General features: G+C 67.2%; 13 protein-coding genes. 10 read left to right on the forward strand and 3 right to left on the reverse strand.

Annotation, left to right across the window (positions count from 1 at the left end; translation table 11 throughout):
- Window positions 1–196 precede the first annotated feature (196 nt).
- Entirely contained in the window at window positions 197–2,341 is a 2,145-nt protein-coding gene (locus tag JYG37_RS07740; protein ID WP_213345989.1) for a phosphocholine-specific phospholipase C, read from the reverse strand.
- A gap of 320 nt (window positions 2,342–2,661) precedes the next feature.
- Complete coding sequence (gene pdxY, locus JYG37_RS07745; RefSeq protein ID WP_050011428.1) at window positions 2,662–3,522, reverse strand: pyridoxal kinase PdxY; 861 nt, start codon at window positions 3,520–3,522, stop codon at window positions 2,662–2,664.
- Between the two features lie 214 nt (window positions 3,523–3,736).
- On the opposite strand from pdxY, the gene JYG37_RS07750 reads away from it, so the two are divergent.
- Entirely contained in the window at window positions 3,737–4,798 is a 1,062-nt protein-coding gene (locus JYG37_RS07750; protein WP_050011427.1) for an alpha/beta fold hydrolase, read from the forward strand.
- A 36-nt stretch (window positions 4,799–4,834) separates the two neighbouring features.
- On the opposite strand, the gene JYG37_RS07755 is transcribed toward JYG37_RS07750, so the two are convergent.
- Window positions 4,835–5,833, reverse strand: coding sequence for an LLM class flavin-dependent oxidoreductase (locus tag JYG37_RS07755; RefSeq protein ID WP_050011426.1), 999 nt, complete (start codon window positions 5,831–5,833; stop codon window positions 4,835–4,837).
- Between the two features lie 637 nt (window positions 5,834–6,470).
- Here JYG37_RS07755 and hpnI point away from each other — a divergent pair.
- From hpnI to JYG37_RS07800, 9 genes are all read left to right on the forward strand, one after another.
- On the forward strand, window positions 6,471–7,646 hold the full coding sequence (gene hpnI, locus JYG37_RS07760) for a bacteriohopanetetrol glucosamine biosynthesis glycosyltransferase HpnI (protein ID WP_050011425.1): 1,176 nt from the start codon (window positions 6,471–6,473) through the stop codon (window positions 7,644–7,646).
- Between the two features lie 155 nt (window positions 7,647–7,801).
- Window positions 7,802–9,223, forward strand: a complete 1,422-nt coding sequence (gene hpnJ / locus JYG37_RS07765; protein ID WP_050011424.1) for a hopanoid biosynthesis associated radical SAM protein HpnJ — start codon at window positions 7,802–7,804, stop codon at window positions 9,221–9,223.
- A 3-nt stretch (window positions 9,224–9,226) separates the two neighbouring features.
- Window positions 9,227–10,111, forward strand: a complete 885-nt coding sequence (gene hpnK, locus JYG37_RS07770; RefSeq protein ID WP_050011423.1) for a hopanoid biosynthesis-associated protein HpnK — start codon at window positions 9,227–9,229, stop codon at window positions 10,109–10,111.
- Entirely contained in the window at window positions 10,108–11,157 is a 1,050-nt protein-coding gene (locus tag JYG37_RS07775; RefSeq protein ID WP_124556939.1) for a lysylphosphatidylglycerol synthase domain-containing protein, read from the forward strand. The genes hpnK and JYG37_RS07775 overlap by 4 nt, the downstream gene beginning before the upstream one ends.
- Before the next feature lie 87 nt (window positions 11,158–11,244).
- Window positions 11,245–11,799: a hypothetical protein gene (locus tag JYG37_RS07780; RefSeq protein ID WP_050011421.1), complete on the forward strand. Its 555-nt coding sequence runs from the start codon at window positions 11,245–11,247 to the stop codon at window positions 11,797–11,799.
- A gap of 364 nt (window positions 11,800–12,163) precedes the next feature.
- Window positions 12,164–12,853, forward strand: coding sequence for an ABC transporter permease (locus JYG37_RS07785; protein WP_011544981.1), 690 nt, complete (start codon window positions 12,164–12,166; stop codon window positions 12,851–12,853).
- Window positions 12,850–13,563, forward strand: coding sequence for an ABC transporter permease (locus tag JYG37_RS07790; protein WP_006476443.1), 714 nt, complete (start codon window positions 12,850–12,852; stop codon window positions 13,561–13,563). Before JYG37_RS07785 ends, JYG37_RS07790 begins: the two co-directional genes overlap by 4 nt.
- A 20-nt stretch (window positions 13,564–13,583) precedes the next feature.
- Window positions 13,584–14,384 carry an ABC transporter ATP-binding protein gene (locus JYG37_RS07795; protein WP_006488736.1) on the forward strand — a complete coding sequence of 267 codons (801 nt, stop codon included), beginning with the start codon at window positions 13,584–13,586 and terminating at the stop codon, window positions 14,382–14,384.
- 22 nt (window positions 14,385–14,406) lie between these two features.
- Window positions 14,407–15,447 (forward strand): GlxA family transcriptional regulator, encoded by a 1,041-nt coding sequence (locus tag JYG37_RS07800; protein WP_089488286.1) that lies wholly within the window; start codon window positions 14,407–14,409, stop codon window positions 15,445–15,447.
- The last annotated feature ends 357 nt before the right edge of the window (window positions 15,448–15,804 follow it).

Below are 15,804 nucleotides of genomic sequence, written 5' to 3' on the forward strand. Positions count from 1 at the left end.
ATATAGGTCGCCGATATGCGCGGGTCTTGGAAATTTGTCGCGCATTCGATGCGGATTTGCGCATAGCTTCCGCGCGAGCGCGGGCGGCCGGTATCGGGAGTTTCCCGTCGCGAACGGAACGGGCTCAGAGGGGGGGAGTGCTGCGGGGCAAAGACGCGGCGCAGCCCGCCGGGGCCGCGCCGCGCGTGGGTCGACGTCAGTCGGACAGGGCGTCCGATGCGGCTTCGGCGTCGTCGTGCGACGCGGTCGTGCGGATCAGCGGGTCGCTGGTGCTCGGGCGGCCCGTTTCGACGTGGCCCGCGAAGCGGCGCAGGAAGCCGAGCTGGCGGCCGTCGCTGACGGTCAGGTCATACCAGCCGTGGCTGCCGCGCAGGTCCCAGTAATCGTCGACGTGCGCGCCCGGCGCGAGGTCGAACGTGCGCGCGTGACCGTGGCCGTACGCGTTCGTGACCTTCAGCCGCACGGCCTTGTGGCCGCGGTTCATCAGGCGCAGCGTGATGTTGCCGTTCGCGACGTCGTAGCCGTAGATCACTTCGGGGTTCACGCTCGCGCTGCCGACGCCGGTCGCGAACGGGCCGCGGAAATGGCAGTAGAAGCCGTTCGGGCCGTACACGTCGAGGTCGTACAGGCCGAGCGACGCGGCGGCGCTCCACGTATCGGCGATGCGTTTGCCGGCTTCGACCGTGTACGCCCACGGGCCGTCGACGCGGTTGCGCGACTGGACCTGGAACGCGGCGCCTGCGCGGCCCGTGTTCGCGAAGGTCAGCCGGAACTGCCCGTTCGCGGCTTCGACGCGGCCGTGCACGAACAGCTCGTACGGCAGCGCGCGCGCCGGACGCAGCCCGGCTTCCTGTTTCGGCAGCTTCTGCAGCACCGGCGGCACCGGGATGTAGTCGGGATGGCGCACGCGGTCGGGCGGCGCGTAGCCGCTCGTGTCGGGCAGCGTCGGCCACGCGGCGTCCACGGTCGCGAACTCGAACGCCGACGTCAGGTCGCCGCACACCGCGCGGCGCCACGGCGACACGTTGGCGGCCGTGACCGGATACTGCGCGCCGAACCGCGCCTCGATGAATTGCAGCAGCGACGTGTGATCGAAGGTCTGCGAGCAGACCCAGCCGCCCTTGGTCCACGGCGACACGACCAGCATCGGCACGCGCGGCCCGAGCCCGTACGGACCGGCCATGTGCGACGCGTCGCCGGCATAGACCTCGTTGGTCGTCGCGACCGTCGACAACCCGTTGTCGCGCGACTGCGGCGCGAACGGCGGCGGCACGTGATCGAAGAAGCCGTCGTTTTCGTCATACGTGATGAAGAGCGCGGTCTTGCTCCACACGTCCGGATTCGACACGAGCGCCTTCAGCACCTGCTCGATGTACCACGCGCCGTAGTTGGCCGGCCAGTTCGGGTGCTCGGAATATGCTTCCGGCGCGCAGATCCACGATACCTGCGGCAGCGTGCCGTTCTTCACGTCCTGCTGCAGCACGTCGAACAGCGTGCCGCCGGCGCTGATGTTGGTGCCGGTGCGCGCCTTGTCGTACAGCGGCGTGCCCGGCAGCGCGGTGCGGTACTGGTTGAAGTAGAGCAGCGCGTTGTCGCCGTAGTTGCCGATGTACGGGTTGGACGTCCAGCCCCACGAACCCTTCGCGTCGAGCCCCGTGCCGACGTCCTGGTAGATCTTCCACGACACGCCGGCCTGTTCGAGCACTTCCGGATAGGTCGTCCAGCCGTAGCCCTTTTCATCGTTGCCGAGCACCGGGCCGCCGCCCGTGCCGTCGTTGCCGACGTAGCCGGTCCACATGTAATAGCGGTTCGGGTCGGTCGAGCCCGGGAACGCGCAGTGGTACGCGTCGCAGATCGTGAACGCGTCGGCGAGCTGGTAGTGGAACGGGATGTCGTCGCGCTTCAGGTACGCCATCGTCGTCGTGCCCTTGTTCGGCACCCACTGGTCGTAGCGGCCCTTGTTCCAGGCAGCGTGCATGTCCTGCCAGCCGTGCGGCAGGTCCTGCAGGAACTGCAGGCCGAGCTTGTCGGCGCCCGGGTGGAACGGCAGCAGTTCGGCCGGGCCGACCGGCTGGTGAAACACCGGCTTGCCGTTCGCGAGGCGCAGCGGGCGCGGGTCACCGAAGCCGCGGACACCGCGCATCGTGCCGAAGTAATGGTCGAACGAGCGGTTCTCCTGCATCAGGATCACGATGTGTTCGATATCGCGGATCGTGCCGGTACGGCGGTTCGCGGGAATCGCGAGCGCATCGCGGATCACGGGCGGAAACAGGTTCAGCGCGGCGGCGCCGGCTGTGCCGGCGGCGACGCGCAGGAAGTCACGACGGTTCGATCGGGTCATGGTCGTTATCGTGGGGTAAAGAGGGAGCCGATTGGCGGGACCTGCGGAAAGGGCGCACACCGGGTCGCAGGATGCGGCTGCGCCGATGCGTGCCGCCGCGAGCATAGCGAGGAATCGGTGTCATTCATGTGAAGTCCGGAAACGTTTGCACGCGTGGACCGGGTTGCAGCCGGCGGTGCGCCGCCGCACGGACTGCGGGGCAGCGGCAACGGGCGAGGCGGGTGCTGCGCGGCACGCGGACAGCGGGAACAGCGAGGGAGCCGCAGGACGGCCGAGGTGCGGCAGCAGGCAGCCGCGGCGAGCAGGGCGATGCGCACGCGTCAGGCGTCGGTCACCCACGCGCCGAACCATTCGCTCGGCCGTGCGATTTCATCCTGCGCGGCGACGAGCTCGAGCTCGTAGCGGCGTGCGTCGTAGGTGGCCTTCACGACCGCGTGCACGGCCGCGAGCGTGTGTTCGAACGCGGCGCGCACCGAGTCGCCGCGCAGCCGGCACGCGACGAAGATCGCGCTGGTCAGGTCGCCGACACCGACCGGATGGCGCGGAAACGCATACAGCGGCCGCTGGCCGATCCACGCTTCGGTTTCGGTGACGGCGAGCATGTTGAAGCGGTCGGCCGGGCTGTTGCGGTCGTGCAGGTGCTTGACGAGGATGATCTTCGGGCCGCGGCGGATCAGCGCGCGGCACGCGTCGACGGCTTCCGCGACGGTCTCGATGCGTCGCCCGGCGAGCTTCTGCAGTTCGGTATGGTTCGGCGACATGCCGTCCGCGAGCGCGGGCACCTCCTGCACGATGAATTCCTCGACGCCGGGCTCGGGCCGGACGCCGCCCGTCTGGCCCATCGCCGGATCGCAGAAGTACCACGCGTTCGGATTCATCGCCTTCACCGAGCGTACGATCTCGACCGCCGCGCGTGCCTGCGGCGGCGAGCCGAGGAAGCCGGACAGCACCGCGTCGCAACGCTTGAGCGCGCCGATGGCGGCGATGCCGTCGACGAGCTGTTCCATCTTCGCGGCGTCGATCGCGCTGCCGGCCCAGTGGCCGTACTGCATGTGATTCGACAACTGGACGGTGTTGAGCGGCCAGACGTTGACGCCGAGGCGCTGCATCGGGAACACGGCCGCGCTGTTGCCGGCATGGCCGTAGATGACGTGCGACTGAATGCTGAGGACGTTTTTCATGGGAATTCGCCTGCACGCGTTTCAGGGTCACGTCACACGATACCCGAGTTCGTCGTACGCGCGGAAGTCGCGCGGCGTTGGAGTGTTGCGCGCCGTCGTCACGCGACCGCGTAGAATCGCGGGGCGCGAGACAGCTCGAGACAGCCCGAGACAGCCCGAGACAGCCCGCGGCAACCCGGCAGCCCGCGCGCGTCCCCCCATCACCGTGACCGCCATGCTTTCGATTTGCAAGATCCTGTCCGCCGCGCGCGCCGCCGTGCTCGGCGCGAGCGCCGCCGCCGCGTGCGCGATGCCCGTTGCGAGCGTCGCCGCGACGCCCGCCGCCAACGACGGGCCCGCGTACGGCCCGCGTCTGGAAGGGTTCGCGTATCCGGCGCCCGTGCACGAATACGCGTTCGTGTCGCAGCGCGAAACCCTCGAGATGGCGTACCTCGACGTGCAGCCCGCGCATCCGAACGGCCGCACCGTCGTGCTGCTGCACGGCAAGAACTTCTGCGCGGCGACCTGGGAGGACACGATCGGCGTGCTGAGCCGCGCCGGCTATCGCGTGATCGCGCCCGACCAGATCGGCTTCTGCAAGTCGTCGAAGCCCGAGCGCTACCAGTACAGCTTCCAGCAACTCGCGCGCAACACGCACGCGCTGCTCGAATCGGTCGGTGTGAAATCGGCGACGATCATCGGCCACTCGACGGGCGGGATGCTCGCGATCCGCTACGCGCTGATGTATCCGAAGGCGACCGACCAGCTCGTGCTCGTGAACCCGATCGGCCTCGAGGACTGGAAGGCGCTCGGCGTGCCGCCGCTGTCGGTCGACTACTGGTATGCGCGCGAGCTGAAGACCAACGCCGACGGCATCCGCCGCTACGAGCAGGCGACCTACTACGCGGGCAAGTGGGCGCCGTCGTACGAGCGCTGGGTGCAGATGCTCGCCGGCATGTATCGCGGCGCCGGCCGCGACGCGGTCGCGTGGAACTCCGCGCTGATCTACGACATGATCCTCACGCAGCCGGTGGTCTACGAATTCGGCGCGATTCGCGTGCCGACGCTGCTGATGATCGGCGACAAGGACACGACCGCGATCGGCAAGGACGTCGCGCCGCCCGACGTGCACGCGAAGCTCGGCCGCTATCCGGAACTCGCGAAGCGCACGCAGGCCGCGATTCCCGGCGCGCAGCTCGTCGAATTCCCGGCGCTCGGCCACGCGCCGCAGATCCAGGACCCGGACGCGTTCCACAAGGCGCTGCTCGACGGGCTGGACGCCGTGCGCCCGCAGTGACGCGGCGCGGGCGGCCGGCCGCGCGCGGTCGTGCCGTCAGCTTGCCTCGTTCGCGAGTTCGTCGCGGATCTGCGCGGCCAGTTCGAACGAGCGCAGCCGCGCGGCATGATCGTAGATCTGCGCGGTGATGATCAGCTCGTCGGCGCCCGTCTGCGCGATACGGTCGCGCAGCTTGTCGCGCACCGTGTCGCGCGAGCCGACCGCCGCGAACGACAGCGAATGCGCGACGGTCGCGAGTTCGAGTTCGTTCGCCTCGAGCGCGTCGACGGGCGGCGGCAGCTTGCCCGGCGTGCCGCGCCGCAGGTTGATGAACTGCTGTTGCAGCGACGTGAACAGGCGCCGCGCCTCGTCGTCGGTCTCGGCCGCGAACACGTTGACGCCGACCATCGCATGCGGCTTCGGCCACGCGGCCGACGGCCGGTACTGCGCGCGATAGATCTCGAGCGCCCGCATCAGATAGTCGGGCGCGAAGTGCGACGCGAACGCGAACGGCAGCCCGAGCATCGCTGCGAGCTGCGCGCTGAACAGGCTCGAACCGAGCAGCCACACCGGCACGTCGAGCCCCGCGCCAGGCACCGCGCGCACGCGCTGGCCGGGGACCGGCTCCGCGAAGTAGCGCTGCAGTTCGGCGACGTCGTCCGGGAACGAATCCGCGCTACCGATCAGGTCGCGGCGCAGCGCGCGCGACGTGGTCTGGTCGGTGCCGGGCGCGCGGCCGAGGCCGAGGTCGATGCGCCCCGGATACAGCGACGCGAGCGTGCCGAACTGCTCGGCGATCACGAGCGGCGCATGGTTCGGCAGCATGATGCCGCCCGAGCCGACCCGGATCGTCTGCGTGGCGCCCGCGACGTGGCCGATCACGACGGCGGTGGCCGCACTCGCGATCCCCGGCATGTTGTGATGCTCGGCCAGCCAGTAACGCCGGTAGCCCCAGCGCTCCGCGTGCTGCGCGAGATCGACGGTGTTGCGGAACGCCTGCGAGGCGTCGGCGCCGGCCGGAATGGGCGCGAGATCGAGTACGGAAAACGGTGTCATCGGAAGACCTTCGAAACGGGGTGGCGTGGTGATGCGCTGACGCAACAGACGCCAAGGATTTTGCCAAAGGGTTCCGGAACGTGCTGGCGGCGCACGGATACCCATGCGCCTTACAGGGGCGCAGGGTTGCTTGCGACGATCGTTGCGAAAATCAATCTAATCGCTGATTAATTACCAAACTTTACGGCGATTGGAAGTGAAACCGCATCGACATACAAATTTGCACGAAACGTTTGATTTTAAAGACTGCAATACGCCTGCAAAGTGCTTACGCTAATGTGAACGTGGCCGGGCCGATCAGGCTCGTCGACCGCTCAGCTTTGCCGGAATTGCACTAGTCCGTTTCGCGTAGCACCGCGCGCGCGGGGGCGCAGACTGCTAAAATCCGCCGCCTGCCCATCTTGTGCCGATGGAGCCATTCGAGTCTTCCCGCATGCCGTCCGGACGCTGCGCGGGGATACGCCACGCGAAGCCGGGCATGGCCGAACCCGAACAACGGGTCGCGCCTCCCCCTTACAGACGCTGCTGGAACAAGGAGTCGGGTCGTGCCCGCGTTCGTCGTTGTCGGAATACCGCATCACGCTCAATCACGCTCAAGCGTTTGCCATGGCGCCCACGTCGCCGGGAGGCATCGCACATGACGCCCACCGCCACGCTGCTCGACTGGCTCCTGATCGCGTTCACGCTGGCCGCGGCCGGCTATGCGCTCGTCGCGGCCTTCGCGCCGCGGCCGCGCACGCCGCGCACGACGGTGCGCGACGGCTTCGAGCCGGTCAGCGTGCTGAAGCCGCTGTGCGGCGCGGAGCCGCACCTGTATGAAAACCTCGCGACCTTCTGCGCGCAGCGCCATCCTCGCTACGAGGTGCTGTTCGGCGTCGCATCGTCGGCCGATCCGGCCGCGGCCGTCGTCGAGCGGCTGCGCGCCGATCATCCGGATTGCGACATCACGGTCGTGATCGACGCGCGTGTGCACGGCAAGAACCTGAAGGTCAGCAACCTGATCAATCTCGCCGAGCGCGCGAAATACGGCCGCATCGTGATCGCGGACAGCGACATCGCGGTGCAGCCCGACTATCTGGAGCGCGTGACGGCGCCGCTCGCGGACCCGTCGGTCGGGGTCGTCACGTGCCTGTATCATGCGCGCAGCGTCGGCGGCTTCTGGACGCGGATCGGCGCGCAGTTCGTCGACGCGTGGTTCGCGCCGTCGGTGCGGATCACCCACCTCGGCCGCTCGAGCCGCTTCGGCTTCGGCGCGACGCTCGCGCTCACGCGCGACACGCTCGACCGGATCGGCGGTCTCTTCGCGCTGAAGGACGAGCTGGCCGACGATTTCTGGCTGGCCGAGCTGCCGCGCCGCCTCGGGCGGCGCACCGTGCTGTCCGAGGTCGAGGTCGCGACCGACGTGATCGAACCGTCGTTCGGGCCGCTGTGGCACCGCGAGACGCGCTGGCTGCGCACGATTCGTTCGCTGAACCCGGCCGGCTTCGCGTTCCTGTTCATCACGTTTACCGCGCCGTGGCTCGCGATCGGCGCGGTGCTGGCATTGCGCCTCGACGGCACCTTCGCCGGCACGCTGGCGGGCGGGGCGGCCGCGGTCGGCGCATTCGGGCGGCTCGTGCTGCACGCGCGCGGCGAGGACGGCTGGCGCGCGTTCTGGCGCGACCTGCCGCTCGTCGCGGTGCGCGACACGCTGCTCGCGCTCGAGTGGCTCGCGGCCGTGTTCGGCACGCAGGTCGTGTGGCGCGGCGCCAGGATGACGGTCGTCGGCGGCGAACGCGCGACGGCGGCCGTGGAAGCAGTGGACGGCCGCTAGCGCCGTCGATCGAACCCGGCCCGCGGGCCGAGACGCGTCGCACGGCGAAGCCGCGCGGCGCGACATGACAGAGAGGCGGGCGCCGGCAGGGCGGCCCGCGGTTTTTTGACTGAATCGTTGTAACGAAACGAACTATGCAGGCTACCGGAGCATTCATGAAAACGCTGTTCTTGCAGGCCCCTTCGTATGACGGCTTCGACGGCGGAGCCGGTTCGCGCTATCAGGCGAAGCGCGAAATCCGTTCCTTCTGGTATCCGACCTGGCTCGCGCAGCCGGCCGCGCTCGTGCCGGGCAGCCGCGTCGTCGATGCGCCGGCCGACGGGCTGTCGGTCGAGGAAACGTTGAAGATCGCGAACGACTACGACCTCGTGATCATCCACACGAGCACGCCGTCGTTCCCGACCGACGCGATGTTCGCGCAGGACCTGAAGAAGATGAAGCCGTCGATGCGGGTCGGCATGGTCGGCGCGAAGGTGATGGTCGATCCGCACAACTCGCTGACGGCGAGCGACGCGATCGACTTCGTCTGTCGCGAGGAATTCGACTACACCTGCAAGGAAATCGCCGAAGGCAAGCCGTTCCCCGAAATCAAGGGTTTGAGCTGGCGCGCGAAGGACGGCTCGATCGAGCACAACGAAGCGCGTCCGATCCTGGAGAACATGGACGAGCTGCCGTTCGTCGCGCCCGTCTACAAGCGCGACCTGAAGATCGACAACTACTTCATCGGCTACCTGAACTATCCGTACGTGTCGATCTACACGGGCCGCGGCTGCAAGTCGCGCTGCACGTTCTGCCTGTGGCCGCAGACGGTCAGCGGCCATCGCTACCGCACGCGCTCGGTCGAGAACGTGCTCGCGGAAGCGAAGTGGATCCGCGACAACATGCCGGAAGTGAAGGAACTGATGTTCGACGACGACACCTTCACCGACGACCTGCCGCGCGCCGAAGCCATCGCCATCGGCCTGGGCAAGCTCGGCATCACGTGGTCGTGCAACGCGAAGGCCAACGTGCCGTACAAGTCGCTGAAGATCATGAAGGACAACGGCCTGCGCCTGCTGCTGGTCGGCTTCGAATCGGGCGACGACCAGATCCTCGTGAACATCAAGAAGGGCGTGCGCACCGATTTCGCGCGCCGCTTCAGCGCGGACTGCAAGAAGCTCGGCATCAAGATCCACGGCACCTTCATCCTCGGCCTGCCGGGCGAGACGCAGGAGACGATCAGGAAGACGATCGAGTACGCGAAGGAAATCAACCCGCACACGATCCAGGTGTCGCTCGCCGCGCCGTATCCGGGCACGACGTTGTACAAGCAGGCCGTCGAGAACGGCTGGATGGAAGAGAACAAGACCATCAACCTGGTCAGCAAGGAAGGCGTGCAGCTCGCGGCGATCGGCTATCCGCACCTGTCGCGCGACGAGATCTATCACCATCTCGAGCAGTTCTATCGCCAGTTCTACTTCCGCCCGTCGAAGATCTGGGAAATCGTGCGCGAGATGCTGACGAGCTGGGACATGATGAAGCGTCGCCTGCGCGAAGGCGTCGAGTTCTTCCGTTTCCTGCGCGCGCACGAGGCCTGATCCGTGACGACGCAGCGGGCGGCGCGGGCGCTGATCTTTACCGCGGACGACTTCGGGCTGCACCCGCGCGTCAACGCGGCGGTCGAGCGTGCGCATCGCGACGGCGTGCTGAACGCCGCCAGCCTGATGGTCGGTGCGCCTGCGGCGCAGGATGCGATCGAGCGCGCACGGCGGCTGCCGTCGCTCGCGGTCGGCCTGCATCTGGTGCTCGCGGACGGGCCGGCCACGCTGCCCGCGCACGAGATTCCCGCGCTCGTCGGCCTTGACGGGCGCTTCGGCGACGCGATGGCGAAGGACGGCTGTCGCTTCTTCTTCCTGCCGCACGTGCGCGCGCAACTGCGCCGCGAGATCCGTGCGCAGTTCGACGCGTTCGCGGCGAGCGGCCTGCCGCTCGATCACGTGAACGCGCACAAGCATTTCCACCTGCACCCGACCGTGCTGTCGATGATCGTCGAGATCGGCCGCGACTACGGGCTGCGCGCGGTGCGGCTGCCGTACGAAACGAGCGCGCCCGCGCTGCTCAAGCCGTGGATCGCGCTGGTGCGCGCGCGGCTCGACCGGGCCGGGCTCGCGCACAACGACTACGTGGTCGGCATCGAGCATACGGGTGCGATGGACGAGGCCGTGCTGCTCGACGCGCTCGCGAAGCTGCCGCCGGGCGTCGGCGAGATCTACTGCCATCCGGCCGAAGCCGGCGACGGTCCGATCACGCCGACGATGGCCGGCTACCGACCGGTCGACGAACTGGATGCGCTGCTGTCGCCGCGTGTCGCGGCCGCGCTGAAGGCGGCGGGCGTCGCGACCGGCGGCTTTGCCGACGTGTTCGGCGGGCCCGCGGCCCGGCGCGGCGCGCATGCGTCGCGCGCACCGGGAGCGCAGCCGTCATGAGCAAGTGGATCAAGTGGCTCGGCTGGCCGATCGGCATCGGCATCCTGCTCGCGCTGGGGCTGCACGAAGGCGTCGGCGACGTGTCGCAGATGCTCGCGCGCGCCGGTTACGCGCTGCTGTGGCTCGTGCCGTTCCACGCGCTGCCGCTGCTGCTCGATGCATACGCGTGGCACCAGTTGCTCGACCGGCGCGCGTCGCTGGCGTTCCTGTGGTGGATCGCGACCGTGCGCGAGGCCGTGAACCGGCTGCTGCCCGTGGTCGGGATCGGCGGCGAGATCGTCGGCATCCGGCTCGCGCGCTGGCAGGTGCCCGACGCGAGCCGCGTGACCGCGTCGGTGATCGTCGAGGTGCTCGTGACGATCGTCGTCCAGTATGCGTTCGCGGCGCTCGGCCTCGTGCTGCTGCTCGCGACGACCGACAACATGGGCGGCGGCACGATCGGCCTCGCGCTGCTGCTGACGCTGCCGTTGCCGGTGCTCGGCGTCGTGCTGATGCGGCGCGGCGGCATCTTCCATGCGATCGAGCGTTTCGCGGGCCGCCTGCTCGGCGATTCGCACCGGCTGCTGCAGGGCGTCGACGGCCGCCGGCTCGACGCCGACATCGATTCGCTGATGTCGCGCACGGGTCTGTTGTTCAGCGCGTTCTTCTGGCAATTGGCCGGCTACGTGCTCGGCGCGCTCGAGATCTACTGGGCGCTCGCGCTGCTCGGCCATCCGGTGTCGATCGGCGGCGCGATCGCGATCGAGGCGATGACGCAGGCCGTCCGGCATGCGGCGTTCATGGTGCCGGGCGGGCTCGGCGTGCAGGAGGCGACCGTCGTGCTGCTCGCGCAGATGTTCGGCGTCGACCGCGAGACGGCGCTGTCGCTCGCGGTGGTCAAGCGTGGCCGCGAAGTGCTGTTCGGCTGCCTCGCGCTCGGCTCGTGGCAGCTTGCCGAGCTGGTGCGCACGCGCGGCCGTCCGGGCGCGCCGCCGAGTGGGCCGCGCCCGGCGCCGCCGGCGAATCGGGCGTCCGAAGCCCGGACCGAAACCGAAACGACGCATTGAACCTCCGACGGGCCGCGCGGCCCGTCTCGCGCTTTCGGCGCCGCGCGGGTATCCTTGCCGCGTGTTTCTCCACGCGCCATTCTTCCGATGATTTTTCGTTTCCGGCTGCTTTCCGTGACGATGCTGGCCGCCGCGCTGGCGCTGACCGGTTGCGACGACCAAGGCCATCTCGACGTGCAACGTATCAGGGACTTCTTCAACGCGATCAAGCCCGCGCCGCTGCTGCTGAAGGGGCTGAAGGTCGGCGAATCGACCGAGGCCGACGTGCGCGGCACGATGGGCAAACCCGAGACCGAGCGCACGTTCACCGACGGCTCGAAGCGTCTCGAATATCCGCGCGGCCCGATGGGCAACCAGACGTGGTTCGTCGATCTCGACGCGAACGGGCGCTACACGGGCGCGACACAGGTGCTGACCGCCGAGAATTTCGCGAAAGTGCGCCCGGGGATGGACGAGGACGAGGTGCGGCGCCTGCTCGGCAAGCCCGGGGACGTCGCGCAGTATCCGCTGAAGCCCGAGACGGTCTGGAGCTGGCGCTGGCTCGAGGACGGCGTCAACACCGACGCATTCTTCAACGTCCATTTCGGCCCGGACGGGCTCGTCTATACGACATCGCGCTCCGATATCCTGAAAGGGCGGTGACGCTCACCCGCGGCGCTTCTTCAGCCAGCCCGCGCAGCGCGTCGCGGGCATGAGCGAGCAATTGTGTGGCGTCGGTCCGGATCTGCCCATTCGGCCTGACGGCCAAGCCGGCGCTATATCGAAAAAGCGACCGGAAAATTGCAAAAAGCCCGCTTCCCGGCGCGTCATCGGACTGTCAGGAAGCGGGTTTTTTCCTTTTGAAACAGCGGCGTAGGCCGTGCGCAGAAATGATGGGACGAATTGTTGCGACGCAGCAATCGCGCGCACGGTGATTTGAGGCAAATAATTTCGCTTGCGACTATCCGCGTCAGCCCGGCGCGGGACAGGCATACGCGTCGGCATTCATTCAACTCTGGAGACGCGCGTGTTCCTTTACGGCTTTGGTCCCGTCCTCTGGGCCGGCACCGTGCAGACCATCGAGCTGTCGGTGCTGTCGCTCGCCACTGCGGTGGCGCTGGGGCTGATCGGCGCGGTGGCGAAGCTGTCGCACAACCGGGTGCTGCGAGCGATCGCGACCGGTTATACGACGCTGATCCGCTCGGTGCCCGACCTTGTGCTGATGCTGCTGCTGTTCTACAGCATCCAGATCTGGCTGAATCAGTTCACCGACCTCGTCGGCTGGAACCAGATCGACATCGATCCGTTCGTGGCCGGCGTGCTGACGCTCGGCTTCATCTACGGCGCGTACTTCACCGAGACGTTTCGCGGCGCGTTCCTGTCGGTGCCGCGCGGCCAGCTCGAAGCCGGTTCGGCTTACGGGATGAGCGGCGCGCGCGTGTTCGTGCGGATCATGTTTCCGCAGATGATGCGCTTTGCGCTGCCGGGCATCGGCAACAACTGGCAGGTGCTCGTGAAGGCGACCGCGCTGGTGTCGATCATCGGTCTCGCGGACGTCGTGAAGGCCGCGCAGGACGCCGGCAAGAGCACGTTCAACATGTTCTTCTTCATCCTCGTCGCGGCGCTGATCTATCTCGCGATCACGACCGTCTCCAACCTCGTGCTGATCCAGCTCGAGAAGCGTTATTCCATGGGCGTGCGGCACGCAGAACTATGATCGAGATCCTCCAGGAATTCGGCAAGGCGTTCCTTTTCTGGGACGGCCAGCGCCTGTCCGGCCTCGCGGTGACGCTGTGGCTGCTCGTCGCGTCGATTTCGCTCGGCTTCGTGTGCGCGGTGCCGCTCGCGGTCGCGCGCGTGTCGAGGAACAAGTGGGTGTCGATGCCCGTGCGGTTCTACACGTACGTGTTCCGCGGCACGCCGCTCTACGTGCAGCTGCTGCTGATGTACACGGGCATGTACAGCCTCGAGTTCGTGCGCTCGCACTCGCTGCTCGACGCGTTTTTCCGCAGCGGTTTCAACTGCGCGATCCTCGCGTTCGCGCTGAACACCTGCGCGTACACCACCGAGATCTTCGCCGGCGCGATTCGTGCGATCCCGCACGGCGAGGTCGAGGCGGCGCGGGCCTACGGGATGTCGCCGTTCACGATGTACCGCCGCGTGATCCTGCCGTCGGCGCTGCGCCGCGCGCTGCCGCTGTACAGCAACGAGGTGATCCTGATGCTGCACGCGACGACCGTCGCGTTCACCGCGACCGTGCCGGACATCCTGAAGGTCGCGCGCGACGCCAATTCCGCGACCTACATGGCGTTCCAGTCGTTCGGGATCGCCGCGCTGATCTATCTTGCGGTATCGTTCGCACTCGTCGCGGCGTTTCGCCGCGCGGAGCGCCACTGGCTCGCGTATCTCGCGGCCGCCCGTCATTGAATTACTTCGAGGAGAGCCAGTTGGCCGAGATCACTCAAACGAGCGCGTCCGCTTCCGTCAAGCTTGCCGCGGTCGACATCCACAAGCGCTATGGCGACAACGAGGTGCTCAAGGGCGTGTCGCTGAACGCGAAGGCCGGCGACGTCATCAGCATCATCGGCGCGAGCGGCTCGGGCAAGAGCACGTTCCTGCGCTGCATCAATTTTCTCGAGCGGCCGAATGCGGGGCAGATCGTCGTCGACGGCGAGGCCGTGCGCACGAAGACCGACCGCGCCGGCGCGCTCGAAGTCGCCGATCACAAGCAGTTGCAGCGCATCCGCACGAAGCTCGCGATGGTGTTCCAGCACTTCAACCTGTGGGCGCACATGAACGTGCTCGAGAACGTGATGGAAGCGCCCGTGCACGTGCTCGGCATTTCGAAGAAGGAAGCCGAGGAGCGTGCGCGCGAGTACCTGGAGAAGGTCGGTCTGCCGCCGCGCGTCGAGAAGCAGTATCCGTCGCATCTGTCGGGCGGCCAGCAGCAGCGCGTGGCGATCGCGCGGGCGCTGGCGATGCATCCGGACGTGATGCTGTTCGACGAGCCGACCTCCGCGCTCGATCCGGAACTGGTGGGCGAAGTGCTGAAGGTGATGCAGAAGCTGGCCGAGGAAGGCCGCACGATGATCGTCGTCACGCACGAGATGGGTTTCGCGCGCAACGTGTCGAATCATGTGATGTTCCTGCATCAGGGGCGGACCGAGGAAGAGGGCGATCCGAAGGAGGTGCTGGTGCGCCCGCAGAGCGAGCGGCTCAAGCAGTTCCTGTCGGGCAGCCTCAAGTAACGCGACAGGGCAGGTTTTCAACGTGGTACCGGTGTCTCGTCCCGCAGGCGCCACCCGCACGACGCAGGTGGCGATCGTTGCATTGCCGCCCGTGTCGATGTCGGGCGTGGGTCCGATCGTCGATGCGCTGAATCTCGCGAACGAGATCGACGGACGCCTGCTGTATCGCTGGCAGGTGTGTTCGTGGGACGGTCGGCCGGTGCCGCTCGCGGGCGGCGCGCAGTGGCATGCCGATGCGGCGTTCAACGATGCGATCGCGTGCGACTGGGTAATCGTCGTGTCCGAGCGGTTTCAGCAGTTTGCCGATTACCGGTTGTTTCTCGCGAGTCTCGCGCGGGTCGGGCAGCGTACGCCCGTTGTGACCGGCATTCATCACGGCGTGTGGTGGCTGGCGATGGCCGGGCAGCTTTCCGGGTATCGCGTGAGCGTGAACTGGGAGACGTATCAGCAGTTCGCCGAGCAGTTCGAGCGGTCGATCGTCACGCAGCAGATCTTCGAGATCGATCGCGATCGGGCCACCTGTGCCGGTGGGCAGGCGACCGTCGATTTCATGTTGGCCATGATTGGCCGGGAACATGGGGTGGATCTCGCGGAGCGGATTGCTGATGCGCTCGGGGCCGGGACGCTGCGGAGTGGTGAGGAGCGCCAACGGATTCCTTTTGTTACCGCGCCCGGTGAGCGACATCCTCGGTTGAATGATGCTTTGCTTTTGATGGAAGCCAATATCGAGGATCCTTTGACGACCGATGAGATCGCCGGGCTCGTGGGCGTTTCACGGAGGCAGCTCGAGCGGCTCTTTCGTCAGTATCTCGGGGCAATGCCCTCGAAGTATTACCTCAATCTTCGGTTGCTCAAGGCAAGGACGCAGTTGCAGCGGACCAGCAAGTCTGTCGTTCAGGTTTCTCTCGCTTGTGGGTTCTCTTCTGCTGCGCACTTCTCTAACGCTTATCGCGAAAGGTTTGGTGTTACGCCTCGGGAGGATCGAAGAGCGTGGCTCGAGAAGCAGACCGGCGGCGGCAGCGAACCTCGGGGTGGGGCGCTCGTCGAGCGCGGGAAGGATTGAGATCCGGGTTTGACTTGGTTTGGTTGGCGGTCCGCCCGCGGTTGGCGTGAAGCACCTGCGATCGTGTCGGTCTATTAGCGTCGCCCCTCCGCGGGGCAGCGGTCACTTTTCTTTGTCTTGCCAAAGAAAAGTAACCAAAAGAAAGGCGCTCAGATAACGCATGACTTACCGGTGCCATGGCACCCCAAGTGGTCCGCACAAAAGTGTCCGCGCCAGTCAGGAATCCGGAGTGGTTCGAGCAATGGTTCTGACATCTCTCGTTACCCCACGGAGTGGTATACCGTCCGCTAGCTCCATCCTCGCTACGCTCGGCTGGAAGGTACTTCAGGGCGGGAGGGCACTCTTGCTTCCTGCATG

This window comes from Burkholderia sp. LAS2, assembly GCF_018417615.1.
Taxonomy (GTDB): Bacteria; Pseudomonadota; Gammaproteobacteria; order Burkholderiales; family Burkholderiaceae; genus Burkholderia; species Burkholderia sola.